22 protein-coding genes are annotated in these 23,890 nt (G+C 69.1%); 7 read left to right on the forward strand and 15 right to left on the reverse strand.

Translation table 11 applies throughout. The features are described 5' to 3' along the window. Positions 1-135: 135 nt before the first annotated feature. Positions 136-1,245, reverse strand: a complete 1,110-nt coding sequence (locus B146_RS0116960) for a metallophosphoesterase (protein ID WP_019997666.1) — start codon at positions 1,243-1,245, stop codon at positions 136-138. A 122-nt stretch (positions 1,246-1,367) separates the two neighbouring features. After that, complete coding sequence (locus B146_RS27910) at positions 1,368-1,853, reverse strand: hypothetical protein (protein ID WP_019997667.1); 486 nt, start codon at positions 1,851-1,853, stop codon at positions 1,368-1,370. A gap of 255 nt (positions 1,854-2,108) precedes the next feature. On the opposite strand from B146_RS27910, the gene B146_RS0116970 reads away from it, so the two are divergent. Continuing rightward, positions 2,109-3,536 carry an MFS transporter gene (locus B146_RS0116970; RefSeq protein ID WP_019997668.1) on the forward strand — a complete coding sequence of 476 codons (1,428 nt, stop codon included), beginning with the start codon at positions 2,109-2,111 and terminating at the stop codon, positions 3,534-3,536. A 256-nt stretch (positions 3,537-3,792) separates the two neighbouring features. Beyond that, positions 3,793-5,061, forward strand: coding sequence for an arsenic transporter (locus tag B146_RS0116975; protein ID WP_019997669.1), 1,269 nt, complete (start codon positions 3,793-3,795; stop codon positions 5,059-5,061). Positions 5,062-5,124: 63 nt separating this feature from the next. On the opposite strand, the gene B146_RS0116980 is transcribed toward B146_RS0116975, so the two are convergent. From B146_RS0116980 to B146_RS0116995, 4 genes are all read right to left on the reverse strand, one after another. Next, positions 5,125-5,331: a hypothetical protein gene (locus tag B146_RS0116980; protein WP_019997670.1), complete on the reverse strand. Its 207-nt coding sequence runs from the start codon at positions 5,329-5,331 to the stop codon at positions 5,125-5,127. Between the two features lie 298 nt (positions 5,332-5,629). Then, positions 5,630-5,881, reverse strand: coding sequence for a 30S ribosomal protein S21 (gene rpsU / locus B146_RS0116985; protein WP_019997671.1), 252 nt, complete (start codon positions 5,879-5,881; stop codon positions 5,630-5,632). Positions 5,882-5,885: 4 nt separating this feature from the next. After that, positions 5,886-6,182 carry a hypothetical protein gene (locus B146_RS30105; protein WP_019997672.1) on the reverse strand — a complete coding sequence of 99 codons (297 nt, stop codon included), beginning with the start codon at positions 6,180-6,182 and terminating at the stop codon, positions 5,886-5,888. A gap of 121 nt (positions 6,183-6,303) precedes the next feature. Continuing rightward, positions 6,304-6,513: a cold-shock protein gene (locus B146_RS0116995; RefSeq protein WP_019997673.1), complete on the reverse strand. Its 210-nt coding sequence runs from the start codon at positions 6,511-6,513 to the stop codon at positions 6,304-6,306. A gap of 812 nt (positions 6,514-7,325) precedes the next feature. On the opposite strand from B146_RS0116995, the gene B146_RS0117000 reads away from it, so the two are divergent. Both B146_RS0117000 and B146_RS0117005 read left to right on the forward strand, forming a co-directional pair. Beyond that, the gene (locus tag B146_RS0117000; protein ID WP_019997674.1) at positions 7,326-8,744 is read left to right on the forward strand and encodes a protoporphyrinogen/coproporphyrinogen oxidase; all 1,419 of its coding nucleotides are present in this window, start codon (positions 7,326-7,328) and stop codon (positions 8,742-8,744) included. Between the two features lie 172 nt (positions 8,745-8,916). Further along, positions 8,917-11,343, forward strand: a complete 2,427-nt coding sequence (locus tag B146_RS0117005; protein ID WP_019997675.1) for a hybrid sensor histidine kinase/response regulator — start codon at positions 8,917-8,919, stop codon at positions 11,341-11,343. 4 nt (positions 11,344-11,347) lie between these two features. Here B146_RS0117005 and B146_RS0117010 read toward each other — a convergent pair whose 3' ends face one another. The 7 genes from B146_RS0117010 to B146_RS0117040 form a co-directional block, all read right to left on the reverse strand. Further along, positions 11,348-11,830 carry an RES family NAD+ phosphorylase gene (locus B146_RS0117010; RefSeq protein WP_019997676.1) on the reverse strand — a complete coding sequence of 161 codons (483 nt, stop codon included), beginning with the start codon at positions 11,828-11,830 and terminating at the stop codon, positions 11,348-11,350. Further along, positions 11,827-12,258: an antitoxin Xre-like helix-turn-helix domain-containing protein gene (locus tag B146_RS0117015; RefSeq protein ID WP_019997677.1), complete on the reverse strand. Its 432-nt coding sequence runs from the start codon at positions 12,256-12,258 to the stop codon at positions 11,827-11,829. Before B146_RS0117015 ends, B146_RS0117010 begins: the two co-directional genes overlap by 4 nt. Positions 12,259-12,327: 69 nt before the next feature. Further along, on the reverse strand, positions 12,328-13,218 hold the full coding sequence (locus B146_RS0117020; RefSeq protein WP_019997678.1) for an SMP-30/gluconolactonase/LRE family protein: 891 nt from the start codon (positions 13,216-13,218) through the stop codon (positions 12,328-12,330). A 28-nt stretch (positions 13,219-13,246) separates the two neighbouring features. Continuing rightward, complete coding sequence (locus B146_RS0117025) at positions 13,247-14,212, reverse strand: ABC transporter permease (protein WP_019997679.1); 966 nt, start codon at positions 14,210-14,212, stop codon at positions 13,247-13,249. Then, positions 14,209-15,150, reverse strand: coding sequence for an ABC transporter permease (locus tag B146_RS0117030; RefSeq protein ID WP_019997680.1), 942 nt, complete (start codon positions 15,148-15,150; stop codon positions 14,209-14,211). Before B146_RS0117030 ends, B146_RS0117025 begins: the two co-directional genes overlap by 4 nt. Further along, on the reverse strand, positions 15,147-16,619 hold the full coding sequence (locus tag B146_RS0117035) for a sugar ABC transporter ATP-binding protein (protein WP_019997681.1): 1,473 nt from the start codon (positions 16,617-16,619) through the stop codon (positions 15,147-15,149). Before B146_RS0117035 ends, B146_RS0117030 begins: the two co-directional genes overlap by 4 nt. A 69-nt stretch (positions 16,620-16,688) precedes the next feature. Further along, a complete protein-coding gene (locus B146_RS0117040; protein WP_019997682.1) occupies positions 16,689-17,699 on the reverse strand; it encodes an ABC transporter substrate-binding protein in 1,011 nt (336 codons plus the stop codon). Positions 17,700-17,915: 216 nt separating this feature from the next. Between B146_RS0117040 and B146_RS0117045 the strand changes: the two genes are divergently transcribed. Together B146_RS0117045 and B146_RS0117050 are read left to right on the forward strand one after the other, a co-directional pair. After that, the gene (locus B146_RS0117045) at positions 17,916-19,205 is read left to right on the forward strand and encodes a GAF domain-containing sensor histidine kinase (protein ID WP_019997683.1); all 1,290 of its coding nucleotides are present in this window, start codon (positions 17,916-17,918) and stop codon (positions 19,203-19,205) included. Further along, the gene (locus B146_RS0117050; protein ID WP_019997684.1) at positions 19,202-19,912 is read left to right on the forward strand and encodes a response regulator transcription factor; all 711 of its coding nucleotides are present in this window, start codon (positions 19,202-19,204) and stop codon (positions 19,910-19,912) included. The genes B146_RS0117045 and B146_RS0117050 overlap by 4 nt, the downstream gene beginning before the upstream one ends. A 28-nt stretch (positions 19,913-19,940) precedes the next feature. Here B146_RS0117050 and B146_RS30110 read toward each other — a convergent pair whose 3' ends face one another. After that, positions 19,941-20,981 (reverse strand): HWE histidine kinase domain-containing protein, encoded by a 1,041-nt coding sequence (locus tag B146_RS30110; RefSeq protein WP_019997685.1) that lies wholly within the window; start codon positions 20,979-20,981, stop codon positions 19,941-19,943. A gap of 279 nt (positions 20,982-21,260) precedes the next feature. On the opposite strand from B146_RS30110, the gene B146_RS0117060 reads away from it, so the two are divergent. Next, on the forward strand, positions 21,261-23,036 hold the full coding sequence (locus tag B146_RS0117060) for a chloride channel protein (RefSeq protein WP_051091592.1): 1,776 nt from the start codon (positions 21,261-21,263) through the stop codon (positions 23,034-23,036). A gap of 25 nt (positions 23,037-23,061) precedes the next feature. On the opposite strand, the gene B146_RS0117065 is transcribed toward B146_RS0117060, so the two are convergent. After that, a complete protein-coding gene (locus B146_RS0117065) occupies positions 23,062-23,730 on the reverse strand; it encodes a GntR family transcriptional regulator (RefSeq protein ID WP_019997687.1) in 669 nt (222 codons plus the stop codon). Between the last annotated feature and the right edge of the window lie 160 nt (positions 23,731-23,890).

Genomic DNA, 23,890 nt, shown 5'->3' on the forward strand with positions numbered 1-23,890 from the left:
CCCGCTCCATCCCGGCCGCCGACGAACGATCGCGTGATCGACGCGTGAACGGGGCGGCGGGAGGCAAGCCCGCCGCCCCGTTCGGGGGTCATCGGGACGGTTCGAACCGCGCCTCCGGAGGGCCGGTGCGGTCCTCTACCATTTGCGTCCGTTGGCGTTCGGCCCGAGCCGCCCGCCCGGAATGCCCTTGTGCGGCCAGACGCGCACGGAATGCACGTCGCGCCCGAGCGCGAGGCTTGGCGGGCGCTTGGGCCGCTCGCGCGCCTTGCGCACGAGCACCTCGATCCGATCCGTGTCGCTCTGCCCTCCGGCGTCCGTCGCGGTCACGTCGAGCCTGTGGAGCCCGTCGGCCACGTCCTCGAAGCGGGCGCACCAGACGCCGTCGCCATCCTGCGTCAGCGCCGTCTCGCGCGCGTCGTCGAGCCGGGCGGTGACGGAGGAGGAGGCGCCGAACACTTCGGCGCGCACCATGATCGCGGCCTCGGGAACCTGCGTGCGCGACTGGGTATCCGTCGCCAGCCGCCAGTCGGACGGCGAGGTGACGAGAACGAAGGGCCAGCCGGACTCCAGCGTCTTGAAGCGCCAGGACACGACGTCCCCATCGAGCGCCGACACCGAGAAGCCGGGCGCGCCTTCCTCGATCTCGCCGGTGGAGCGCGTCGCGCCGTAGATGACGTGGCCGTCGTTGAGAAGGTCGTTGTAATGCGTGTGGCCGGTGCCGACATAGGCGACCCCGCTGCGGGCGAAAAGCGCCGCGATCTCCTCGCAGCCATCCCGGAGATCGCCGGGGAAGGCATGCATGAAGACGAGCCGCCGCTGCGCTTCGCCCTGTTGAAGTGTGCGGTGGAGCCAAGCCGTCTGCGCCGCGCCGAGGCGGAAGTCCGGCCCGCCGGACCCGGCGCTGACGATATCCAGAAACAGGCATTGCGTGTCGCCGATCGTCTCGGCGCGCGGCAGGGGCGCGGGCGCCAGAAGCGCGCGGAACGTGTCGAGATGCCCCGCTTCGAAATCATGATCGCCCGGCAGGATATGCAGCGGCAGGCGAAGGCGGCCGGCCACTTCGGCGATGCAGCGGAATTCCTCCGGCTGCGCGTGGTTGGCGTTGTCGCCCGGCAGAACCGCGAAATCGACCCGCCCGGCCAAGCCTCGATTGGCCTCGTCCACCAGCCGCCGGAAGCGGTCCAGACTCTCCCAGCCATCGCCTTCGCAGACGTGAAGATCGCCGAACTGCAACCAGCGAAGCATGGCCAAGGCCTTTCGAAAACGAGAGAAAGCGGGCCGCCGGCTGGCATCGCGCGGCAGCGGAAGAACGAGCGAATGGATGCAGGGAGAGAACGGGAGGGGCGCTGCCCCTCCCGTTCGAGGCGTCAGAAGCGCTTGGCGGGGCGGGCGTCCGGCGCCGGCGCGGCCGGAGGCGCCGGGGGCTGGTTCGGCTCGCCGGCCAAGGGCGCCGGCGGGGCGGGGGGCGCGGGCGGCAGCGTCAGGTTGGGGATCTTGTCGATCAGCGGCTTGGCCGCCGCAAGGCAGGCGTCGAGCGGTTCGTCGCCGCAATCGATGCGCAGGCCCATGTCCTTGCCCATGCGCAGATCGACGCCCTTGCCGCGCGGCGGGGGCGGCGGGGGAGGGGCGTCCATGCCATGCGGGCCGGGGCCCTTGGGCGGCGGCGCCATGTCGCCCGGCGCGCGGGGCGGCTCATCGGGGCGCACCGGCGGGGGCGGAGCGCCCTGGTCGGCCGGAGCCGCGCCCATCGGGGCGTCCTTGGGCGCCGGAGCGCCGGCGGGGGCCGGCTGCGCCAGGGCCATGGAGCTCAAGCCGACGGCGAACGCCGTCGCAAGCAGGGCTTGCTTCATCATCCTCACGATCCTTTCACGGGGGTGTGATTTGCGGCTCAGAAGCGACGAGGGGCGCGACTTGGTTCCCTAACAAAAATCGAATTTCGCAAATGGCGGGAAATAAAAGCTGGCGCAAATGGTAGTAATTATTACTTACGATATTCAGGCCGACCGCGACCGTTTTGCCGGCAACCGATCCCGATCACGCGCATTAGAGGCGTGGCCGGCGAGGATCACGATCCTGTCAACGCAGGGAACGCGGCCGGAGGATCTTTCATGAGCATCGTGTCGGCAGCCGCGTCGGGACCGGCGACGGAACCGAAGTCCCGGTCGCTGAAAGCGCTCGGCGCGGTCAATTTCTTTCTCGCCGACGTGCGCGATGGACTGGGACCCTTTCTCGGCATTTTCCTGATCGGCCAGGGCTGGAGCACGGCGACGATCGGCCTGGTCATGACGATCGGCGGCATCGCCGGCATGCTGGCGACGACGCCTCTCGGGGCTCTGGCCGACGCCACCCACGCCAAGCGATTCATGGTCGGCTTCTGCGCCGGCCTCGTCATCGTCGCCTCGCTCGCGATCCTGTTTCTGCCCAATTTCGCCTTCGTCACCGCCTCGCAGATTGCGACGGGCATCGCGGGCGCGGCGATCGGTCCGGCCATTGCCGGCCTGACGCTGGGGATCGTCGGGCAGAAAGGGCTGACGCATCAGCTCGGCCGCAACGAGGCCTGGAACCATGGCGGCAACGTCTTCGCGGCGGCGGCCTCCGGCTTCTTCGGCTACGAGTTCGGCCTGACGGCGGTGTTCATCCTCATGACCCTGATGGCGGTCGGCTCGATCGCCGCGATTTTGATGATCGCGCCGGGCGACGTCGATCACGACGTGGCGCGCGGTCTCGAACACAAGTCCGGCGGCGAGCGCGAGGCGCCTTCGGGTTTCAACGTCCTGTGGCGCTCGACCCCGCTCCTGATCCTCGCGGCGACGCTCATGCTCTTCCATTTCGGCAACGGCGCCATGCTGCCCTTGCTCGGGCAGCAGGTCGCGAGCCGCGTGGAAAGCGGCGCGTCCGCGACGGGCTCGGCCGCCACCACCGCCGCGCCGCAGGCCTCCACCCAGGGCGCGACCCCGCCGGACGCCAGCGGCACCACCACCACGACGATCGCGCCCGGCGCGGCGACGGCCGGTCGCCCGGCCGCCGAACCGGTGCGCCAGCATTCGACGCTCGACACGCTCCTGAACGATCCCGTCTCCTACACGGCGGCGACGGTCGTCATCGCGCAGCTCACCATGATCCCCGTCGCGCTTCTCGCCGCCGGCTTCGCGCGTCGGCGCGGTTATTTCCTGCTTCTCGTGGCCGCGCTCGTCGCGCTTCCGGTGCGCGGATTGATCGCCGGGCTCTGGGGAAGCCATTTCGCGCTGATCCCCGTGCAGATGCTGGACGGCGTGGGATCGGGGCTTCTCGGCGTCGCCGTGCCCGGTCTCGTGGCGCGCATGTTGAGGGGAACGGGCCATGTGAACGCCGGTCTCGGCGCGGTCATGACGGTGCAGGGCATCGGCGCGTCGCTGAGCCCCGCCATCGCCGGCGTCATCGTCTCGCGCTTCGGCTTCTCGGTCGCCTATCTGGCGCTGGCGGGCTTCGCCATTCTCGGTCTCGTCCTGTGGCTCGTGTCCTCGCCCAAGGTCGCGCCCGCCTGCCGGGGCGATTGACACCAGGGTCGACCAGAGGCGGCTGACCGGCGCGCCGCTGGCTCCGCCCCCGTCGATTGAAGCCTTCCCGACCGATCTCGGTCCGACGGTTTCACGCCGACCTGCCACTCCATCGCGATGCGGCGGGCGTTCGCGCCCGCTGCCTCAAGCTGGCGCCCGTCGCCGGCCCGCTTGACGCGCTCGGGGCTTTGGCCTCAGGCCCTCATCGCCGCGATCGCCTCGCGGCCCTTCGAACCCCACGCCGAGCGAATCGTCGATGACCCTCAGCCTGCTGCATCTCGTCACCTGGGCCATCAGCGGCCTCACCGTCTTCGGCGTCATCTTCCGGCCGGGGCGCTGGCCCGAATGGGTCTTCGCCGTGGTCGGCGCCCTCCTGCTCGTGGTGACCGGCCTTCTGCCCTGGCGCGAGGCGCTGGCGGGCGTGGAAGCCGGGACGGACGTCTATCTCTTTCTTGCGGGCATGATGCTGCTCGCCGAAACCGCCCGGCGCGAGGGCCTGTTCAACTACCTCGCCGCCTTTGCCGCGCGTTCGGCGAAAGGATCGCCCCACCGCCTTTTCGCGCTGGTCTATCTGATCGGAACGCTCGTCACGGTGTTCCTGTCCAACGACGCGACGGCGGTGGTCCTGACCCCGGCGGTGATCGCGGTGGCGCGGGCGGCCAAGGTCGCCTCGCCGATCCCCTATCTCCTGATCTGCGCCTTCGTGGCGAATGCCGCGTCCTTCGTGCTGCCGATCTCGAACCCGGCCAATCTCGTGGTGTTCGGCGCGGACATGCCGCCGCTCGGCGATTGGCTCGCGCGTTTCGCGCTCCCCTCGCTTCTGTCGATCGGGGCGACCTTTCTCGTGCTGCGCTGGAGCCAGCGCGAGGGCCTGCGCGGCACGACCGATACGGCGATCGAGATTCCCGCGCTTTCCACGGGCGGGCGGATCGCCGCGATCGGTCTCGTGATCGCCAGTCTCGTGCTTCTCGGCTCTTCGGCGCTCGGTCTCGAACTCGGCTGGCCGACGCTTCTGGCCGGCGTCGCGACGGCGCTCGCCGTCATGCTCGGCGAGCGTTCCAATCCCTTGCCGCTCGTCAAGGAAATCGCCTGGGACACGCTGGCGATGGTGGCGGGGCTGTTCGTGATCGTGCGCGCGCTGGAGGTGAGCGGCCTTCAGGCAACGCTGATCGCCACGCTTCAGGGCCCGCTGAACGCCGCGCCGCAGGCCGGCGCCTTCCTGTCGGGCGTGGCGCTCGCCTTCGGCACCAACCTCACCAACAACCTGCCGCTCGGGCTTCTGACGGGTGCCTTCACCACGGCCGCGGACCTGCCGAAGGAAGTGGTCAACGCCATCCTGATCGGCATCGATATCGGCCCGAACCTGTCGGTCACCGGGTCGCTGGCGACGATCCTGTGGCTCAGCGCCTTGCGGCGCGAAGGTCTCTCCTTCGGCGCCCTCAACTTCCTGCGCATCGGCGCGCTGGTCATGCCGCCGGCGCTGATCCTGGCGCTGCTCGCGGTTCTGTTCCAGCCTTGGGGCTGACGCGCCCCTCGGCAGGGCGAAGACGCGCGGCCGGCTCGGCGGGAGGCCGGGTCGGAAAACGCTCTAGCGGCTTTGCCTGCGCCGGGTCGGCGTCGGGGCCTCGGGCTGGCCGGCGCCCTGTTCGAGGCGCGCCTTGCGCAGGGCGTCGGCCTTGGCGCGGTTGGCGGCGGCCGTCGCGGCCACGCGTTCGAACGTCGAGCTGGCGCCGTTCGCCGCCGGCGTCTTGAACAGGCGGTCGGCTTCGGATCTGTGAAGATCGGTCTGGTTCAAATGGGGTCGTCCTTTGGAAGGGGCGTCGCGCCGCCGCGGGCCGATGCGGCCGGCATGGCGGGAGCCCCGAGGGAAAGCGGGCCGACGCGGCGCCCTTCGCGGTCGAAGGGAATGCGATCGTCCCGGAGGTCAACTAGGCCGGCGGGGGCGCCGAGCCAGAGCGCCGGAGGCCCTGCGGCTTCGCTTCGCGCCGACCTGTTGCCTTCTTGCCAAACCCGCCTTTGCGCGGGGTCGGCCATGCGGGAGGCGGCCCGGGGGACGAGTGTCCGAAGACCCGGGCCCGCCTCGCGAATTGTCTTCAGCGGGCGCCGGTGCGCGGGCCGGCGGTCTTGCGCGGGGTGGAGGGAAGCAGACCCTCGCGCTGGGCGTTCTTGCGCGCGAGCTTCTTCATGCGCCGCACGGCTTCCTTCTTCTGGCGGGCGCGCGCTTCCGAGGGCTTCTCGTAGGCGCGGCGGGCCTTCATCTCGCGAAACACGCCCTCGCGCTGGAGCTTCTTCTTCAGGACACGGAGGGCCTGATCGACATTGTTGTCACGAACGAGAACCTGCAAGAAACTATCCTGAACAAGAGGGGGACGGTGCCTCGGCCGCGCGCGGGGCGCGCTTGGCACGAGGCTTGGCGGTCGCGGAGGAGGCGGAGGCGCCGGGCTTGCGTTTCGGCGTCTTGGGCTGTGCGGGCGGCTCGGCTGCCGCCTGCGCCAGGCGCAGCGCCTTCAGGCGCTCGGTCTTGTCCTGGCGAAGCTGGTTCTGTTCGGCGATCATCGCCATCGCCTGGCCCTTGAGACTGCTGCGGTCCGGGCTCTTTTGCAGGCCGGGTGCGGTCTCGTCGGGGGCTGTTGTCGGGTCGGTCATGCCTGTCCTCCCGTGCGCCCAGAAGGCGGGTCCTGGAAATAAAAAAGGCCGGGCAAGGCCCGACCTCTTCGCTCACGTGTCATCCGCGCCCGATCATCAGTGGTCGCGGATCGCGTCACGATCAGGCGTCGCGCAGGTTTTCCGCGGCGTTCTTGCCCGAGCGGCGATCGGCGACGATGTCGAAGCTGACCTTCTGGCCATCGGCCAGAGTGGACATGCCCGAACGCTCGACGGCGGAGATGTGAACGAACACGTCGTTGCCGCCGCCTTCCGGCGTGATGAAGCCGAAGCCCTTGGTGGAGTTAAAGAACTTTACGGTTCCGATGGTCATGACAGTCCCTTTCAAAGACGTGTCTTGGCGTCGGTCGCACCGAATGCGCGACCGCTCAAGGTTCGATATTGAGAGAGAAAATCATGAGGCGCCGACGGAGCCTGGGATAATTCAGTCAACAAGTTCGATAAGCTAAACCTAGACCCCCGATCAGTCATTTGCAATGGCGCGCCGATTTTATTTCGCGAAGGCGCTGTTGATGACGCTCAGAACTTGGCCAATCCACTGCACGCGCTGCCCTTTTCAAGGATCGGGCGCGCCGTTTTCTGAGGACGCCGCCGGGGCGGGCGATGGAGGCTCGGGCGGCCCGGCCTTCGTGCCGCCTCATTTCGACAGGCACGGCGCGCGCTGGCGATCTCCTCCCGCCCTGGGCCAGGGTGGGATGGTCCCCCGGTTGGTTCCGCCTCCGATGCGAAGGACCGCGCCGGTTCCGTAATGTTGCTCGAAACGGTCGGTCTCGACATCAATTTGTTCGACTTGCTTCGATTAAGCATATCGGAAGAAACGATGGGTCCTACCCCGCACAAAGATTTGAACGTCGCTGCGTCATCCCCGATAATGGCCCTTGGATGGTCTGGGGGCGGCACGGGGTGCCGATCGCCAGCGGAACGCCTGGGCAGATTATGTCCGCATGTTCTCCGGGCCGTCCGCGAATGTTTTCGTCGCCGGGGCGCGCGGGCTTCACGCACGCCGACCCCGACGCGCGTCCCGATGCGAGGGAAGGGCCGAACGGGTCCGGCTTCCACAGGAGACGCGCCGACATCACGGGGTTTGTAACGGCGCCGGAAACGGGCCGTGCGAAAGGACATGCCATGAAGCCGATCGCGATTATCGGAGCGGGGCTCGCCGGCCTGACGGCCGCCGCGGAATTGCAGCGCCGGGGCTTGCCGGTGATCGTGTTCGAGGCCGGCAAGGCGATCGGCGGCATGGCCGCCTCCTTCAAGGACAAGGACGGGTTCGCCTACGATTTCGGCGCCCATTTCATCACCAATCGTCTGGCGACGGCCCTCGGCGCGGCCGACACGTGCCGGACCGTCAAGCATTACGGCGAGGCGGTGCTCCTGAACGGCCGCTTCCGCAATTATCCGCTCGGCCTCCTGTTCGACCCGCGCTTTGCGGCGAGCGCCGTGAAGGCGCGCCTCACCCCCGCCGCGCCGGCCCGCTCGGCGGCCGACCTGTTCCGCGCCAATTACGGCGGCGCGCTCGCCGAGGCCGTCGCCATTCCGCTGGCGGAAGCCTGGTCGGGCGCTGCGGCGCGCGATCTCGCCCCGGCGGTCGGACAGAAGTTCGGCGCCGGCATCGCCAAGTCGATCTATCTCAACGTCGCCGCGCGGGTCAGCGGACGCGCCGTGTCCAACGGCTATTCGCACGAAATGCCCGAAAGCGCCGGCGTCTACCATGTCTATCCCGAGGGCGGGCTCGCCAAGCTCCTGGAGCCGACCGTCCAGGCGGTCCGCGCCTCGATCCGCATGGAATCGCCCGTCGAGCGCATCGTGGTGCGGGGCGAGCGGGTCGTCGCCGTGCGCGTGCGCGGCGAGGAAATCCCCGTTTCGGCCGCGATCAGCACCGCGCCGGTCAATGTCCTGCCGAAGATCGTCGAGGGCACCGACGCGCTGGATGCGCTCGCCGCCTTCCGCTACCGGCCGATGGCCTTCGTCAACCTGCGCTTCTCGGGCCGGGCGATCCTGCCCGACACGATGCTCTGGGTTCCCGATCGCCAGCAGCGTTTCTTCCGCGTCACCGAGGCGCCGATCTCGATGCCCTGGCTGGCGCCGGAGGGAAAGACGCTCCTGACCTACGATCTCGGCTGCGAGGTCGGCGACGAAACCTGGCGCATGGCCGACGAGGATCTGGCCGAGCTCTGCCTCGAGGGCACCTGCCGCATCTTCGGCAACGACCTGCGCAAGCGCTATCTCGGCGCGGGCGGCACGCTGCGCACGCCGATCGCCTATCCGGTCTTCCTGTCGAGCTACGAAAGCGCGCGTCAGCGCTTCGCCCAGGATTCCGGCGTCGCGGGCCTCTACAGCATCGGCCGGCATGGCGAGTTCGCCCATATCCTGATGGAGGACATCTACTGGCGCACGCTGCGCCGCATGAACGACGTCGCCGCCTATGTCGGGGACCGGCAGGCCTCGGGCAGCGATCCGGTGCGCGATCTCATGGGCGTCTCCTCGGAGCTTCTGGACAGTCTCGCCGGCAGCCTGCAGCCGGCGCCGGCCCCGCACGCCTGAGGCGGGCGGGACGCGATCGGTCCGGGCGCCATAATGCCGCGCCCGGTGCGATCCCGATCATGGGGAGGCTGGGCAGCGCCCGCGCGGACGGCTATGGGCAAGGGGCGTGTCCTTCCTTGCGCCCCGGAGTTGCCGTCGTGATCCAGAAGCGTGATCAGAAAGCGTTGTCGCGATGAGCGATCCCCTCGCGTTCCTGGCCGGCGGGGGCGAAGCGTCGCGGATGATCGCCGAGCGCGACTGGAGCGGGCATGTGCTCGGGCCCCCCGAAGGATGGCCGGACGACCTGCGCGCCGCGCTCAGCCTCGTTCTCAACTCGTCGGAATCGATGATCCTCGCCTGGGGGCCGGAGCTCAGCTTCTTCTTCAACGAGACCTATTTCCCTCTTCTCGGGCCGCGCCTGCCCTGGGCCATGGGCGAGCGCTTCGACAAGGTCTGGGCCGACGGCTGGGAGCAGGCCAAGCCCATCATCGACGCGGCCTTCGCGGGCGAGCGGCAACGCTTCGTCGATCTGCCCTGGCGCCTCGACACCGATCGCGGCGCGCGCGACACATGGTGGACCTTCTCCTATTCGCGGGTTCTCGATGCACGCGGCGAGATCGCCGGGCTTTTCATCTTTACCAACGAAACCACCGATCGCGTTCTCAGCGACGCGGCCTTACGGGAAAGCGAGGCGCAGTTCCGCGCCTTCGCCGAGGTCGTGCCGAACCATGTCTGGGCGGCGCGGCCGGACGGCGAGATCTACTGGTTCAACCAACGCGTCTCCGCCTATACCGGCCTGACGATCGACGGCTTCGGCGGCCCCTCGGGCTGGGGTCGCAGCGTCCATCCGGCCGATCTGCCGGTGGCGGCGGCGACCTGGGCCGCTTCGCTGGAAAGCGGCTCGGCCTATGAGACGGAGTTGCGCATCCGCCGGGCCGATGGCGCCTATCGCTGGTTCCTGGCGCGGGCCGAGCCGGTGCGCGGCGAGGACGGCGCGATCCTGCGCTGGGTCGGCACCAACACCGATATCGACGACCGACGCCGGCAGGCCGCCGAACTCGCCCGCTTCGCCGCGCGGCTGGAGGAGCAGGTGCGCGAGCGCACCGCCGACCGCAACGCGCTCTGGCAGCTGACACCCGACCTGATGCTGCGTTGCGCCTTCGACGGCACGATCACCGCCGCCAACCCGGCCTGGGCGGAAATCCTCGGCTGGCAGGAGCACGAGCTTCTGGGCACCAGCCTCTTCGACTTCGTGCATCCCGAGGACGAGGCGCGCACCATGGAAGGCGCGCGCGAGCTGTCCAACGGGCAGGGCCATGCCCGCTTCGACAATCGCTACCGCCGCAAGGACGGCACCTATCGCTGGATCAGCTGGTCGACGCGGCCGAGCGAAGGCGTCATCAACGCGATCGGCCGCGACATCACCCTCGACAAGGAACGCGCCGAAGCGCTGGCCAAGACCGAGGAGGCGCTTCGCCACGCCCAGAAGATGGAGGCGGTGGGCCAGCTCACGGGCGGTCTCGCCCACGACTTCAACAATCTTCTCGCCGGCATTTCGGGCAGTCTCGAACTCATGGCGCGGCGCCTGGCACGCGGCGAGACCGAGGAGATCGAGCGCTATCTGACGGGCGCGCAAGGGGCCGCGCGGCGTGCGGCGGCGCTGACGCATCGGCTTCTGGCCTTCTCGCGCCGCCAGACGCTCGCCCCCAAGGCGACCGACGTCGTCGCGCTCGTGGCCGAGATGGAAGACCTCGTGCGGCGCACGGTCGGGCCGGGGATCGCGCTGCGCATCCATTCCGCCGACGATCTCTGGCCGGTTCTGGTGGACCCGAACCAGCTCGAGAACGCGCTTCTCAACCTCTGCATCAACGCGCGCGACGCCATGCCCGACGGCGGCGTGCTTGCGATCGAACTCTTCAACCAGCATCTCGACGCCGCGTCCGCCGGGGAGCGCGACCTGCCGCCCGGCGACTATGTCAGCCTCTGCGTCGGCGACACGGGAACGGGCATGACCGCCGATGTCCTGTCGCGCGCCATGGAGCCCTTCTTCACGACCAAGCCCATCGGTGTCGGCACCGGGCTCGGCCTGTCGATGATCTACGGTTTCGTGCGCCAGTCGGGCGGGCAGGTGCGGATGGATTCGACGCCCGGCGAGGGAACGCGCGTCTGCCTGCATCTGCCGCGCCATCGCGGCGAGGCCGAGGGAACCGAAAGCGGCGATGCGAGCGCCGAGCTGCCGCAGGCCGAGGCGGGCCAGACGGTTCTCGTGGTGGACGACGAGGCGCTGGTGCGGATGCTGATCGTCGAGGTGCTGGAAGATCTCGGTTATGCGGCGCTGGAAGCCGAGGACGGCCCTTCGGCGCTGGCGGAGCTGCGCCGGGGCGGGCGCATCGATCTTCTCGTCACCGATGTCGGCCTGCCCAACGGCATGAACGGGCGGCAGGTGGCGGAAGCGGCGCGCGAGCTGCGCCCCGATCTGAAGGTCCTGTTCGTCACCGGCTATGCGGAAGGAACGGTGCTGAACCCCGAACATCTCGGCCCCGACACGCAGGTCGTCACCAAGCCCTTCGCGCTCGACGATCTGGCGCGCCGCATCTCGGCGCTCGTCTCGGGTCATTGAGAGGTCAGAGCCCGAACAGGCGGCGGTCCCAGAATACCGGCTCGTGCAGGCTTGCCTCGATCAGCCGGAATTCGGGATGCGCCGGGTTGATCAGGATGTTGCGCTCGGGCCGGGCGACGACGCTCGGCACGAAGAGAAGCACGCTGCGCCGCTCGGTGCACCAGCGCTCCCCGAACCCCTTGCTGACGGTCGGCGGCATCACGTCCCAGCCGGGCAGGGCGGGCGGCGAGAAGACCTCGTAGCTGAGGCCCCTCGGCAGGGTCGCGGTGACGAAATGCTGGTTCGGTGGCAGGCGGCCGCTGCCATGCACGAGCTTTTCCAGAAGCGCGGTCGCGAAATGCTCGCTCGTGTAGATGAGCGGGCTGCCCGGCGTGTTCCAGCGGCCGGGCGCGATGGTCGAACCCGTGGCGTCGAAGATCGGATAGGTGCCGGCAGGGTCCCCGATCCGATAGGATTGCAGCGTCCGATCGAGGACCTGCGCCGTCACGCGGCGCTGCCATATTGGAGGCGGCCGAGAATATCGAGCACGAGTTCCGCGCCGATCTCGCTGCCGATCACCATGTCGATCGGGCTGCGATCCTCCAGCATGGAATGGGGGCGGAAGAGGAAATCCCGCGCCTCGCCCTCTTCGCGCCAGACGGCGAGTGCCAGACCCCAGACGCGGGCGACGCGGGCAAGCCGCGCCCCTTCGTCGGAGGACAGGCGATGGCTCCCCTTGCGCCGCTCGTAGGTCGCCTTGGGCACCAGACGATATTTGAACTGCGCATCATCGGGCGCGATCAGCCGCGCCACGCGGTCGAGCGCGCCGATCGGCAGGCCGCTCTCGATCCGCGAGATCAGGCCGAAGGGCGAGAGCGGCGTGGCCTCGCGGCTCGGCAGGCCGAGAACCTCGGCCATGGTGTTGATCGCCAGCATGGGTCACCTTCCGTCTCAGTTGAGGCTATACTTGGCCTCAAGTGAGACGGAAGGCAAGAGGCGCCCGCGTCAGGCGCCGCTCACCCGCACATAGAGCGAATAGATCGAGGTCGTGGCGGCGATGAAGAGCCGATTGCCCTTCGGCCCGCCGAAGCAGAGATTGGCGACGACCTCCGGCACGAGGATCTTGCCGAGCCGCGTTCCATCCGGGTGGAAGACATGGACGCCGTCGGCCGCGCTCGACCAGAGGCGGCCGTCGCGATCGACGCGCATTCCGTCCGGCACGCCCCGGTCGATCGTGGCGAAGACCTCGCCGCCGGTGAGCCTCGCGCCCTCGACCCGGAAGCGGCGGATGTGGCGAGGCTTCGTCTCGTCGTGGCTGCCGCCGGAATCGGCGATATAGAGAAGCGAATGGTCGGGCGAGAAGCAGAGCCCGTTCGGCTGGATGAAATCCTCCACCACGCGGGTGATGTCGCCCGTCGAGCCGTCGATGCGGTAGACGCCCTGGCAGGGCTGTTCCTGATCCGCCCTGTGGCCTTCGTAATCGTCGCGAATGCCGTAGTTCGGGTCGGTGAACCAGATCGAGCCGTCGCGGTGGACGACGACATCGTTCGGCGAGTTCAGCCGCTTGCCCTCGAAATGCGTGGCGAGAACCGAGATCGCCCCATTGGCCTCCGTGCGCGTGACGCGCCGCCCGCCGTGCTCGCAGGACACGAGCCGCCCCGCGCCGTCGCGCGTGTGGCCGTTGGTGTAGCCGGCGGGCGCGCGGAAGACATGGGTGCCGACGTCGGGAATCCAGCGCAGCATCCGGTCGTTCGGAATGTCGCTCCAGAGAAGGGAATTCCCGTCGCCGAACCAGACCGGCCCTTCCGCCCAGCGGCAGCCGGTGTGGATCTGTTCCAGCGTGACGTTGATGAGGGCGACCTCGGAAAAGCGCGGGTCGAAGGTTTCGTAAAGCATGGGACGGGCTCGAAAAGGGCGGATGGGGTCAGGCGCGGCCGGATTTGGGATCGCCGGCCAGAGTGATGATGGCAATGATGATGAGGCCGGTGAGGAGCAGGCGCAGCCCCGCGCCGACGCCGAACGTGTTCAGCATGGTGACGAGGAGATAAAGAAAGAGCGAGGCACCCCAGAGGCCGGCGACATTGGACCGCCCGCCCGAAACGGACGAGCCGCCAACCACCACGACCGCGATCGAGGCGAGAAGATATTCCTCGCCCATGTTGAGCGAGGAGCCGCCCGAGAAGCCGGCGAGCACCGCGCCGCAGAGCCCGGCCAGCGTCGCCGACAGGACATAGGTCAGGAAGCGCACGCGATCGACGCGAATGCCGGCGAGACCCGCCGCGCGCTGGTTCTGCCCGATGGCCGAGACCGAGCGGCCATAGACCGTGCGATGGAGGAGGAGCCCCATCAAGCCGCAGAGGGCGAGCGTCGCGATGGCGAGATAGGGAATGCCGAGAATGCGCCCGGTGGCGAAGGCGGCGAAGCTTTCGGGCGGGCGCACGCGCAGGCCACGCCCGTAGCTGATGGCGGTGGACTGGACGAGGAAGCTCGCCGAAAGGGTCGCGATGATCGGTGGGATCGAAAGGAGGCGGATCAGGAGATAGTTGAAGGCGCCGACCAGCGCGCCGACGCCGAGCGCGACGGCGAGACCCAGAAGAATGCGCCCATCCGCCTCGTTCATCGCCACCATGGAGAGCGTGCCGGCGAGCGCGATGGTCGAGGGGATCGACAGATCGACATTGCCGGGGCCGGTCGTGATGACGAACATCTGACCAAGGCCGACGATGACATACATGGTCGCGAAGGTCAGCGCCGTGGAGAGGATCTGCCCGCCGCCCGTGCCGCCGGTGAAGGCGAGCGTGGCGAGGAAGATCAGGAGCGCCCCGCCGAAGGAGAAGGCATAGGGGTGGCGCGTGGCAAAGCCCGGCGCCTGCGATGCGGCCGCGCTCATGCCGCCCTCCGTTCGGTCTGGTTGACGAGGGCGCGCAGCGCCAGAACCGCGATCAGGATCGCGCCCTGCGCGCCGATCTGCCAATCGGGCGAAATGCGCAGGAACGAGAGGAGCGAGCCGGCGAGCGTCAGCGTGAGGGCGCCGATCACCGCGCCGACCGGCGAGACGCGCCCGCCCGTGAACTCGCCGCCGCCCAGAATGACGCCGGCGATCGACAGAAGCGTGTAGCGCAGCGCGATATTGGCGTCGGCCGAGGTGGTGAGGCCGACCAGCGTCAGGCCGCTGAGAACGCCGAAGAAGCCGCAGAGCGCATACATGGTCATCTTGGCGCGCAGGAGCGACCAGCCGGCGCGGCGCACCGCCTGCGGATTGCCGCCGGCCCCGCGCAGGACCGTGCCGAAGGAGGAGCGCATCAGGAGAAGATGCACCGCCAATGCGAGCGCGGCGCTGGCCAGAATCGCGAAGGGCACGAGCGGCGTCTTCAGCTTCACGAGGCCCGAGAGCCAGGCCGGCGCCGAGCCGCCGGGCGAGGGCAGGAGAAGGATGGCGGCCCCCAGCCAGACGAAGCTGAGGCCGAGCGTCACGACAATGGAGGGCAGGTTGCGCCAGTGGATCAGCGCGCCGATGCCGGCATAGGCCGCGATGCAGAGGACAAGCAGGAGGACGCCCAGAAGCGGCGTCTCGTTCAGAACCGTCGCGCCGATACAGGCGACGAGGCTGACGAAGCCGCCGATCGAGAGATCGAGATCGTTGACGGTGATGACGCAGAGCTGCGCGATCGTCGCGAGCGCGATCGGCAGCGCCAGATTGAGCATGAGGTTCAGGCCGAGATAGCTCATGGCCCGGGGCTGGACGATGAAGATGACAGCCAGAAGCAGGATGAAGGACACAGGGGGCAGGAGCGCGCGCAGGACACGCGGGGTGAGAAGCGCGTTCATGCCGCGTCCTCCTTGAAGGACGCGCTGAGAATGCGCGCTTCGGTGAGGTCGGCGCGCGGCAGTTCGTCCACGATCCGCCCCGTGCGCAGGACGTAGATCTGATCGCAGCTCTTCAATTCATCGAACTCCGTCGTGTACCAGATGAAGGTTCGACCCTTTTCGGCCTCCGCGCGAACCTGCGCATAGACTTCCTGCTTGGTGCCGATATCGACGCCGCGCATCGGATCGTCCATCAGGATGATGTCGGCATCCGAGCCGAGCGCGCGGGCGAACAGCGCCTTCTGCTGGTTGCCGCCGGAGAGGGTCAGGATGTTGTTGCCCATGTCGGGCGTGCGGATGGCGATGCGGCGCTGCCAGTCCGCTTCCATGGCGCGCTCGCGCGCGGGGTCGATCAGCCCCAGCCGCGTCAGGCCGCGCAGCGAGCGGATGGTGACGTTCTGGCCGATGGACCAGAGCGGAAACACGCCGTCCGTCTGCCGGTCACCCGCCACGAAGGCGGTGCGGCCCTCCACTTTCGCAAAGCGCGAGCCTCGGAACGAGGCGTTCTGGAGAAGCACGAGAAGCGCCGTCTGGCCATGGCCGGCCAAGCCCGCCAAGCCGATGATCTCGCCGCGCCGCGCTTCCAGCGCGCCGCCGCCGCGCGGGCTCGAAGCGCGCGCCACGACCGGCGCGGCCGAGCGCGCCCGCGCCTCGACCACCGCCTCGTCCTCATGCGCGACGACATGGCCCATGCTCTCGACCAGGGAATAACGGTCGAAGCCGGAGGCTGGCCGGACATCCACCACGCGGCCGTCGCTCATCACGGCGATGCGGTCGCAGGTGGAGAGGATTTCGCCGAGGATATGCGAGATCAGGATGACGCTGCCGCCCCTGGCGACGAAGCCCCGGACATAGGCCAGAAGCTGGCTCGCCGCGCTTCCGTCGAGCGAGGAGGTCGGCTCGTCGAGGATCACGAGGCGCGGCGTCGGGTCGTCGCCGGCAAAGACGGTCGCGATCTCCACCATCTGCCGCTGGCCGAGCGCGAGGTCGGCGAGAAGGTCCTCTGAACCGATGCCGTGGCCGGGGAAGATCTCGTCGAGCTTCTGGCGGATCAGCGCGCTCGCGCGGCGCCGCCAGCCGAAGCCCCGAAGCGCGCCATGACGCACGCGGGTGTTCTCCGCGACGGTCAGATTGGGGCAGAGCGAAAGCTCCTGGAAGACGCAGCGCACGCCGAGCGAGCGGGCGCGCGATACGCCGTATCGCCCGGTCTGGTCTTCGCCCGACAGGGTGAGCGTGCCGGTATCGGGCACGACATTGCCGACGAGCACTTGCATCAGGGTCGACTTGCCCGCGCCATTGTGGCCGGCGAGGCCCAGGCACTCGCCGGGGCGGATGTCCAAATCGACGCCGCGCAGGGCGCGCACCGCGCCGAAGCTCTTTTCGATGGCGCTGAGGCGCACCAAGGCGCCGGCCGATCCGGGTTCCGTCATGCTGGCCTCGAGATAAGAAGCATGCGCCGCCGCAGGACGCTGCGACGGCGCGGATAGGACAGGGAGGCCTTACTTGCCAGCGATCACTCGTTTGGCGTCATCCAGCGAATATTCGACATTGGCGACGCCGCCCTTCTGCGTGTTCTTGATGGCCTCTTCGAGCCCGGCCTGATCGATCGACAGGAAGGGAACGACGAGGTCCTTCGGCACGTCCTGCCCGTCGAGAATCTGCTGCGCCACCCAGAAAGCCAGCGTCGAGACGCCCGGTGCGATCGAGACCGACATGGTCTCGTAGCCATTGGCGTCCTTCTGCTCCTTCCACCAGCGCAGCTCGTCCTCGCGGTTGCCGAGGATGATGGTGGGCGTCTTGCGGCCCGCCGCCTTGAAGGCCTCCGCCGCGCCGAACCCGTCGCCGCCCTGCGTCACGACGCCGACCACCTCGGGCAGGCTCGGCAACACGCCCGCCACCGACTTCTGCGCGACGGTCTGCGTCCAGTCGCCCTGAACCTCGCTGACGACCTTGAACTTATTGTGCGCGGCGACGCCGCTCTGGATGCCCTCGTGGATTTCGGTGTCGACCGAGGTGCCGGCAAGGCCACGGATTTCGAGGAGATTGCCGCCATCGGGATAGCGCCCGGCCAGATAGTCGAGCTGACCCGCGCCCATCTTCTTGAAGTCCACCGCCACGCGCCAGGCGCAGGGCTCGGTCACGATGCCGTCGAAGGACACGACGACGATGCCCGCGTCGCAGGCTTCCTTCACCGCGCCGTTGAGGGCGGTCGGCGAAGCGGAGTTGATGACGATGGCGTTGTAGCCCTGCAGGATCATGTTCTGGATCTGCGCGGCCTGCTCGGTCGCCTGGTTCTCGGCGGTGGTGAAGGCGTCGGCGGATTTCACCACGCCCGCCTTCACGGCCTCGCCCGTCACCTTGGCCCAGCTTTCCAGCATGGCCTGACGCCAGGAATTGCCGGCATAATTGTTGGACAGAGCGATCGTCTTGTCCTTCGTGTCGGCCATCGCGCCGCCGGCGGCGTAAAGCGCCAGCGTTGCGGCCGAGAGCGCCAATGCGAGCTTCTTCATCGTCTTCTCCCCAAGGCCGGCGTCTCGCCGGCAGTCCAGCCACCCCGATGCTCGCCGGGGCGCCCGTCGCTCTCCCAAGCGACTCCTCGCGCCCAATCTGTAAGGCGCGCCCTGCTTTGTCCAAGCCGATGCGCGCAGGATGGATGCGGGAACCCGCAAGGGACGTGCAGGCTTGCGCTCTGGTGCCGCCCCCTCGAACGTGATGGTGTCGGCCCCATGAACCCGACGCCCGCGCCCGCCCGCGCCTCCGCCCTTTCGCCGCGCCCCCGGCTCGACAGCGAAACGCTGTTTCGCCATCTCATCCGCGTGTCGCAGGCGCTCGCGGGCCGAGTGGACATTCAGGCCGCGATCCAGGCCGTGTCGGACGAGCTCGCCGCCATCCTGCCGCACGACCATCTCGACGTCTGCATCCTGCGGCAGGACCATCACATCGCCTACGAGGCCGGCGCGCACACGGACTGGAGCCTCAACGCCCATCCCCTGCCGATCGAGGGCAGCCCGATCCGCACGGTGCTTCTGGGGCAGGAGCCCTATCTGATCTCGGGCGACGCGCTGGCCGATCCGCGCTTTCACTTCGCCGGCGCCTTCGCCCATCCGATCTTTCACGAGAACCTCCAGAGCCGGCTCCATGTGCCGCTTCTGGTGCGCGGCGAGATCATCGGCGCCCTGTCCGCCTCCAAGCGGGCGCGCGACTTCTACGACGGGCGCGACATCGCCTTCGCCCGGCACGTCGCCGACGTTCTCGCCCCCTATTTCTACGCCCTGCGCACGGCCGAGGACGCGCGCCGCCTCGCGATCGAGGAGGCGGAAGGGCGGGTGCGCGAGGACGCCCTGCGCGAAGGCGCGCTGCGCCTCACCGAGGAACTGGAGCGCGAGCGCCAGCGCATCGGCATGGACCTGCACGACCTGACGCTCGCCGACCTGACGCGGCTTCACCGACGCATCGCGCGGCTGCGCGAGGCGGGGGCCCCGAGCGTGGAGGGCTGGGAGGGCGTGGAGGCGGAGCTTGCCCGCACCATGGCGAGCCTTCGCGAGATCATCGACGACGCGCGGCCCAACATTCTCCAGCTCTTCGGTCTGGCCGACGGGATCGAGGATTTTCTCGGCCGCGCGCTCGACGGTTCGGGCTCGGGCATCGGCTGGCGCTTCGCCGATCGGAGCGCCGGGGCGGCCGACCGGCTCACCGAGACGCTGCGTGTCGCCCTGTTCCGCATCGTGCAGGAAGCGGTGAACAACGCCGCCCACCATGCCGAACCCTCGCTGATCGAGGTGGACCTGCGAAGGGAGGCAAGCGCCCTCGTGATCGAAGTGCGCGACGACGGGATCGGCTTCGCCTCGCTCGCCCAGCGCAAGCGCGTCGGCGGCATCCGCAACATGCAGACGCGGGCCCGGCTGGTCGGCGCCGGCTTCCAGATCGGGCGCCGCCCCGACCGGCGCGGCACGATGGTTCAGGTGCGCCTGCCGCTCGACCCTCGCGCCGAGAGCACGGGGGGCCTTGCGCCATGAACGTCCTGATCGTGGAGGACGATGCGGTTCACCGGGCGTTCCTCAGCGAGGTGATCGGCCGGACCCTGCCTCAGGCACGTGTCGTGGAAGCGGAAAACGGCGTGGTCGGCGAGCGGTTGGCGCTGGAGCACGGCGCGCTTCATGCCGTGGTGGATCTTCAGATGCCGCAGCGCACGGGGGTCGATCTCGCCCGCGCGCTCTGGGCGCGGCGTCCGACGACGAGCATCGTCTTCTGGTCGAACTACGCGGACGAAGCCTATGTGCGGGGCGTGTCGCGCATCGTGCCGGGCGGCGCGTCCTACGGCTATATCCTGAAATCGGCGTCGGAAGAGCGCCTCAGCCTCGCGCTGCGCGGCGTGTTCCTCGAAGGCCAGTGCATCATCGATCGCGAAATCCGCTCGGTGCAGCAGCGCTCGGCGGACCGCACGGAAAGCTTCACCGACGTCGAATACGAAATCCTGACCGATCTGGCGCTCGGCCTCACGGATCGGCTGATCGCCGAGCGGCGGGGCCTGTCGCTCCGCAGCGTGCAGAACCGGCTCCAGCAGATCTACGACAAGCTCGGCGTCTACGAGTTCGAGGGCGGCTCGGAAGTGTTCAACCTGCGCATGCGCGCCGTGGCGCTCGCGCTGCTGCGCAAGGCGCTGAACCGCGAAAGCCTGGAACAGGCCGAAGCCGCGCTGCAGGATTGGTTGCGACGGCGCTAGAGCGACCGGCTCGGACCGGAGATTCCGCTCACGGCGCTTGCCAGGCCGTGCGCTCGACTTCCATTCCGGCCGAGGGCGCGTCCAGCTCGAACACGATGCCGGACGGGTGGAAGTCGATCCGGGCGGTGCCGCCGAACTCGGCCGAGAGCACCCGCTCCACGATCCGGCGCCCATAGCCGCTCTCGCCCGGCGGGGCGACGTCAGGCCCGCCCTTTTCGATCCATTGCAGCGTGAAGCGCCCGCCACCGATGCGCCAGGTCACGTCCACCGTTCCCGTGCCATTGCTGAGCGCGCCGTAGCGAAGGGCGTTGTCGCCGAGTTCGTGCATGGCGAGCGAGAGCATGGTGGCGATGCGCGGCTTCAGCCGAACGTCCGGCCCGGCCACATGCAGGCGGCCGTCCACCTTGTCGTGGATCGGATCGAGCGCGCCCTGGATCACGTCCACCAGAAGCGCGCTCGCCCAGGCCTCGTCGGTCAGGACATCGTGCGAGCGGGCGATCGCGTGGAGACGCCCGGTGACGGCGGCGGCGACGCGGTCGGGCACCGACCCGTCGCGGAGCGTCTGGAGGACCACCGTCTGAACCGTCGCCAGCGTGTTCTTGACCCGGTGGTTCAGCTCGCGATTGAGAAGGAAACTGTGTTCCTCGGCCCGCTTGCGCTCGGTGACGTCGAGCTGCGAGGCGAAGAAATAGGTCAATTCGCCCTTGGCGAAGACCGGCGAGATCAGAAGCGCGTTCCAGAAGGTCGAGCCGTCCTTGCGATAGTTCAGAAGGTCGATCTCAATGGATTCCTGCCGCTCGATCGCCTCGCGCACCTTCTGCGCGTCGGCGCGGCGCGTGGCGGGACCCTGCAGGAAGCGGCAGTTGCGGCCGATGATCTCCTCCCGCTCGTAGCCGGTCAGGCGCAGGAAGGAATCGTTGCAGAAGACGATCGGATTGTCGGCCTGCCGGGGGTCGGTGATCACCATGGGCATGCGCGTCGTGCGCACGGCGGAGGCGAACGGGTCCTCGCTGCCGCCCGTGGGAATGCCGAGTTCCGTTTCGACGCTGGGCCGGATGCTGTCAGTCACGATCGGAAACTCCTTGGGCGCCGGGAATGGCCCTTGAGGAGGCGCCCAGTCGCGGCGCGCGCACGATAGGGCAGGGCCTTCGCCCCGTCGAGGGCCGCTCGGGTCGCATCCCCGGCAAAACGGGCGCTCCGGCGGGAGGCGGCGTGCCCCGCGATCGGCAAACACGGCCGGCGGGTTGATCCCGGGGGCATCGTCGGCCATTTGGCACCATGCCGGGCCGAAGCCGGCGAAGCGGCGAGCGAGGACGCGGCGCGCATGGAGATGAAGGTTCCCAACGCCATGGCCGACGTGTCCGCCTCCGACGCGAGCGCGGCGACCCGCGCGCCGGGGCGGTTCCGCGCGCTGGTGCGTCGCGAGGAAATCGCGCTCGTCGTTCTCGCCGCCCTCGTCGGGGCGCTCAGCGGTCTTCTCGTCATGGGCATAGGCGGCGCGGCGCAGGCCCTTCACGTTTTCCTGTTCCGGCTCGAGCCGGGGGCCAAGCTCAGTGGGTCGCAGACCCTGGCCTCGCCGCTACTGGCCTTTCTGCCGGTCGCGGGCGGCGCGCTCCTCGGCCTGATGCTCGCCTGGTCCGCCTGGCGGAAGTCGCGACCTCTCATCGATCCGATCGAGGCCAATGCGCTGCATGGCGGTCGCATGTCGTTTCGCGACGGCATCGTCGTGGTGGCGCAGAACCTCGTTTCCAACGGTTTCGGCGCCTCGGTCGGCCTCGAAGCGGCCTATACGCAGATTTCGGCCGGCCTCGCCTCGCGCTTCGGCGTCGCCTTCGAGATGCGCCGGGGCGACATGCGCACGCTCGTCGGCTGCGGCGCGGCCGCGGCGATCGCGGCGGCCTTCGACGCGCCGCTGACGGGCGCCTTCTACGCGTTCGAACTCATCATCGGCACCTATTCGGTGGTGGCGCTCGCGCCCGTCGTCGCGGCCGCGCTGTCGGGCATGTTCGTGTCCCGCCTCCTGTCGCAGGGCAGCCATTTCATCGACATGACCGCGCCGGCGACGCTTCCCGCCTCGGCCTGGCCCGCCGCGCTTCTGCTCGCAGCCCTCGCCGCCGGGCTCGGCATCCTGATCATGCAGGGCGTCACGCTGGTGGAGCGCGGCTTTCGGCGCACGCGGCTGCCCGCCGTCATGCGGCCGGCCGTCGGCGGCCTGCTTCTCGGGGGGCTCGCGCTCCTGACGCCGCAGGTCCTGTCCTCGGGTCACGGGGCTCTGGAAGTGCGCATCGACGCGGCCATGAGCCTGTCCTCGCTCTTCGTGATCCTGGCCTTGAAGGCGCTGGCCTCGGCCGTGTCGATCGGCAGCGGCTTTCGCGGCGGCCTGTTCTTCGCCTCGCTGTTTCTGGGCGCCATGCTCGGTCGCATCTTCGCCACGCTGGCCGGCCCGCTTCTGCCCGGCGTCGAGCCGGTGGTCTTCGCGGTGGTCGGCATGAGCGCGCTCGCGACCGCGATCGTCGGCGGCCCGCTCACCATGACCTTCCTGGCGCTGGAGATGACGGGCGACTTCCCGATCGCCGCGCTGGTTCTGCTCGCCGCCGTCGCCACCTCGCTCGCGGTGCGCCGGACCTTCGGCTATTCCTTCGCCACATGGCGCTTCCACCTGCGCGGCGAAAGCATCCGCAGCGCCCACGACATCGGCTGGATTCGCAACCTGACGGTCGGGCGCATGATGCGGCGCGACCTTCGCACCGTGCCGACCGACACCTCGCTGAAGGCCTTCCGCCGATCCTTCCCCCTGGGCTCGACGCAGCGCGTCATCGCGGTGGACCCGGCGAGCGACGCCTATGCCGGCATCGTCCTCGTGCCGGACGCCTATGCCGACGGCTTGAGCGATCTCGACGCGCCGATCTCGACGCTTCTGCGCTTCGCCGACGCGACGCTGCGCCCGTCCATGAACGCGCGCGAGGCCATGGCCGTGTTCGACGCGGCGGAAAGCGAAGCTCTGGCGGTGGTGGACGGGCCGGAGACCAAACGCGTGGTCGGGCTCCTGACCGAAAGCCACACGCTGCGCCGCTACAGCGAGGAACTCGACCTTCGCCGCCGCGAGGCCACCGGCACGGCCTGACGCTGCCCGAAAGGGACGTGGGGCGTCATCCGTCGATCCGCGAGGCGCGCGCCAGCGCCGCCAGGATCATGCGCTCGGATTGCGTGAGATAGCGCTCCATGGCCTGGCTCGCGGCTTCGGGTCGCCCGGCTTCGAGATCGGCGAGAATGGCGGCGTTCATCTCGATATAGGGAACGTGGAGCAGCTCGGGGTCGTGCAACTGGCCGAAGCAGAGGCGCAGCTCGGCCGCGACCTGCGCAAAGAAATCCGACAGGCGCTGGCTGTCGGCAAGATCGACCACGGCGGCATGAAAGCGCATATTGGCGCTGCCGACACCCTGCCAGTCCCGCGCCTCGCGCCGCGCGCGCCCTTCCGTGACCGCCGCCTGCATCCGCGCCACCGCCGGATGGCCGGGATAGGCCCGCGCCAGCGCCTTGCATTCCAGGAGACGGCGCACCCGGTAGATGTCGAGGATCGAGGCGGCGGACGGCACGGCGACGAAGACGCCCCGGTTGGGCTCGTGCCGCAGCAGACCGTCCTTGGTCAGAAGGCGGAAGGCCTCGCGCAGCGTGTTGCGCGACACGTCGAACCGCGCCGCCAGGGCGGCTTCGGACAAGCGTTCGCCCGGCTTCAGCTCGCCGGCGATCAACTGATCGCGCAGCGCGGCGGCGATACGAGCCGTCAAGGACGGCGAGGAGAGCCCGGCGCCGTTCAACCGAAAACGCCGCTGCGGTCGATCCCGCAGCGCTTCCTGATCGCCCGCGCCGCCATCGTCACTCCCCGATCCGTCCCGAAACCTCGTCCCGAAACCCATCTCTCGAATCGCTGCGGACCATCGGCCAAGCCGGGACGCGCTTCAAGCCCCCGAACGCGAA

It is taken from the genome of Aureimonas ureilytica DSM 18598 = NBRC 106430 (assembly GCF_000382705.1).
In the GTDB taxonomy this organism is placed as follows: Bacteria; Pseudomonadota; Alphaproteobacteria; order Rhizobiales; family Rhizobiaceae; genus Aureimonas; species Aureimonas ureilytica.

What these genes read in the sequence shown, in the direction of transcription:
- B146_RS0117050 (WP_019997684.1), top strand. Translation starts at nt 19,202, where the DNA reads ATGAACGTCCTGATCGTGGAGGACGATGCGGTTCACCGGGCGTTCCTC.
- B146_RS0116975 (WP_019997669.1), top strand. Translation starts at nt 3,793, where the DNA reads ATGACCCTCAGCCTGCTGCATCTCGTCACCTGGGCCATCAGCGGCCTC.
- B146_RS30105 (WP_019997672.1), bottom strand. Translation starts at nt 6,182, where the DNA reads ATGACCGACCCGACAACAGCCCCCGACGAGACCGCACCCGGCCTGCAA.
- B146_RS0117020 (WP_019997678.1), bottom strand. Translation starts at nt 13,218, where the DNA reads ATGCTTTACGAAACCTTCGACCCGCGCTTTTCCGAGGTCGCCCTCATC.
- B146_RS0117030 (WP_019997680.1), bottom strand. Translation starts at nt 15,150, where the DNA reads ATGAACGCGCTTCTCACCCCGCGTGTCCTGCGCGCGCTCCTGCCCCCT.
- B146_RS0117005 (WP_019997675.1), top strand. Translation starts at nt 8,917, where the DNA reads ATGAGCGATCCCCTCGCGTTCCTGGCCGGCGGGGGCGAAGCGTCGCGG.
- B146_RS0117035 (WP_019997681.1), bottom strand. Translation starts at nt 16,619, where the DNA reads ATGACGGAACCCGGATCGGCCGGCGCCTTGGTGCGCCTCAGCGCCATC.
- B146_RS0116970 (WP_019997668.1), top strand. Translation starts at nt 2,109, where the DNA reads ATGAGCATCGTGTCGGCAGCCGCGTCGGGACCGGCGACGGAACCGAAG.
- B146_RS27910 (WP_019997667.1), bottom strand. Translation starts at nt 1,853, where the DNA reads ATGATGAAGCAAGCCCTGCTTGCGACGGCGTTCGCCGTCGGCTTGAGC.
- B146_RS0117025 (WP_019997679.1), bottom strand. Translation starts at nt 14,212, where the DNA reads ATGAGCGCGGCCGCATCGCAGGCGCCGGGCTTTGCCACGCGCCACCCC.
- B146_RS0117000 (WP_019997674.1), top strand. Translation starts at nt 7,326, where the DNA reads ATGAAGCCGATCGCGATTATCGGAGCGGGGCTCGCCGGCCTGACGGCC.
- B146_RS0117040 (WP_019997682.1), bottom strand. Translation starts at nt 17,699, where the DNA reads ATGAAGAAGCTCGCATTGGCGCTCTCGGCCGCAACGCTGGCGCTTTAC.
- B146_RS0117045 (WP_019997683.1), top strand. Translation starts at nt 17,916, where the DNA reads ATGAACCCGACGCCCGCGCCCGCCCGCGCCTCCGCCCTTTCGCCGCGC.
- B146_RS0116960 (WP_019997666.1), bottom strand. Translation starts at nt 1,245, where the DNA reads ATGCTTCGCTGGTTGCAGTTCGGCGATCTTCACGTCTGCGAAGGCGAT.
- B146_RS0117015 (WP_019997677.1), bottom strand. Translation starts at nt 12,258, where the DNA reads ATGCTGGCGATCAACACCATGGCCGAGGTTCTCGGCCTGCCGAGCCGC.
- B146_RS0117060 (WP_051091592.1), top strand. Translation starts at nt 21,261, where the DNA reads ATGGCCGACGTGTCCGCCTCCGACGCGAGCGCGGCGACCCGCGCGCCG.
- B146_RS0116995 (WP_019997673.1), bottom strand. Translation starts at nt 6,513, where the DNA reads ATGACCATCGGAACCGTAAAGTTCTTTAACTCCACCAAGGGCTTCGGC.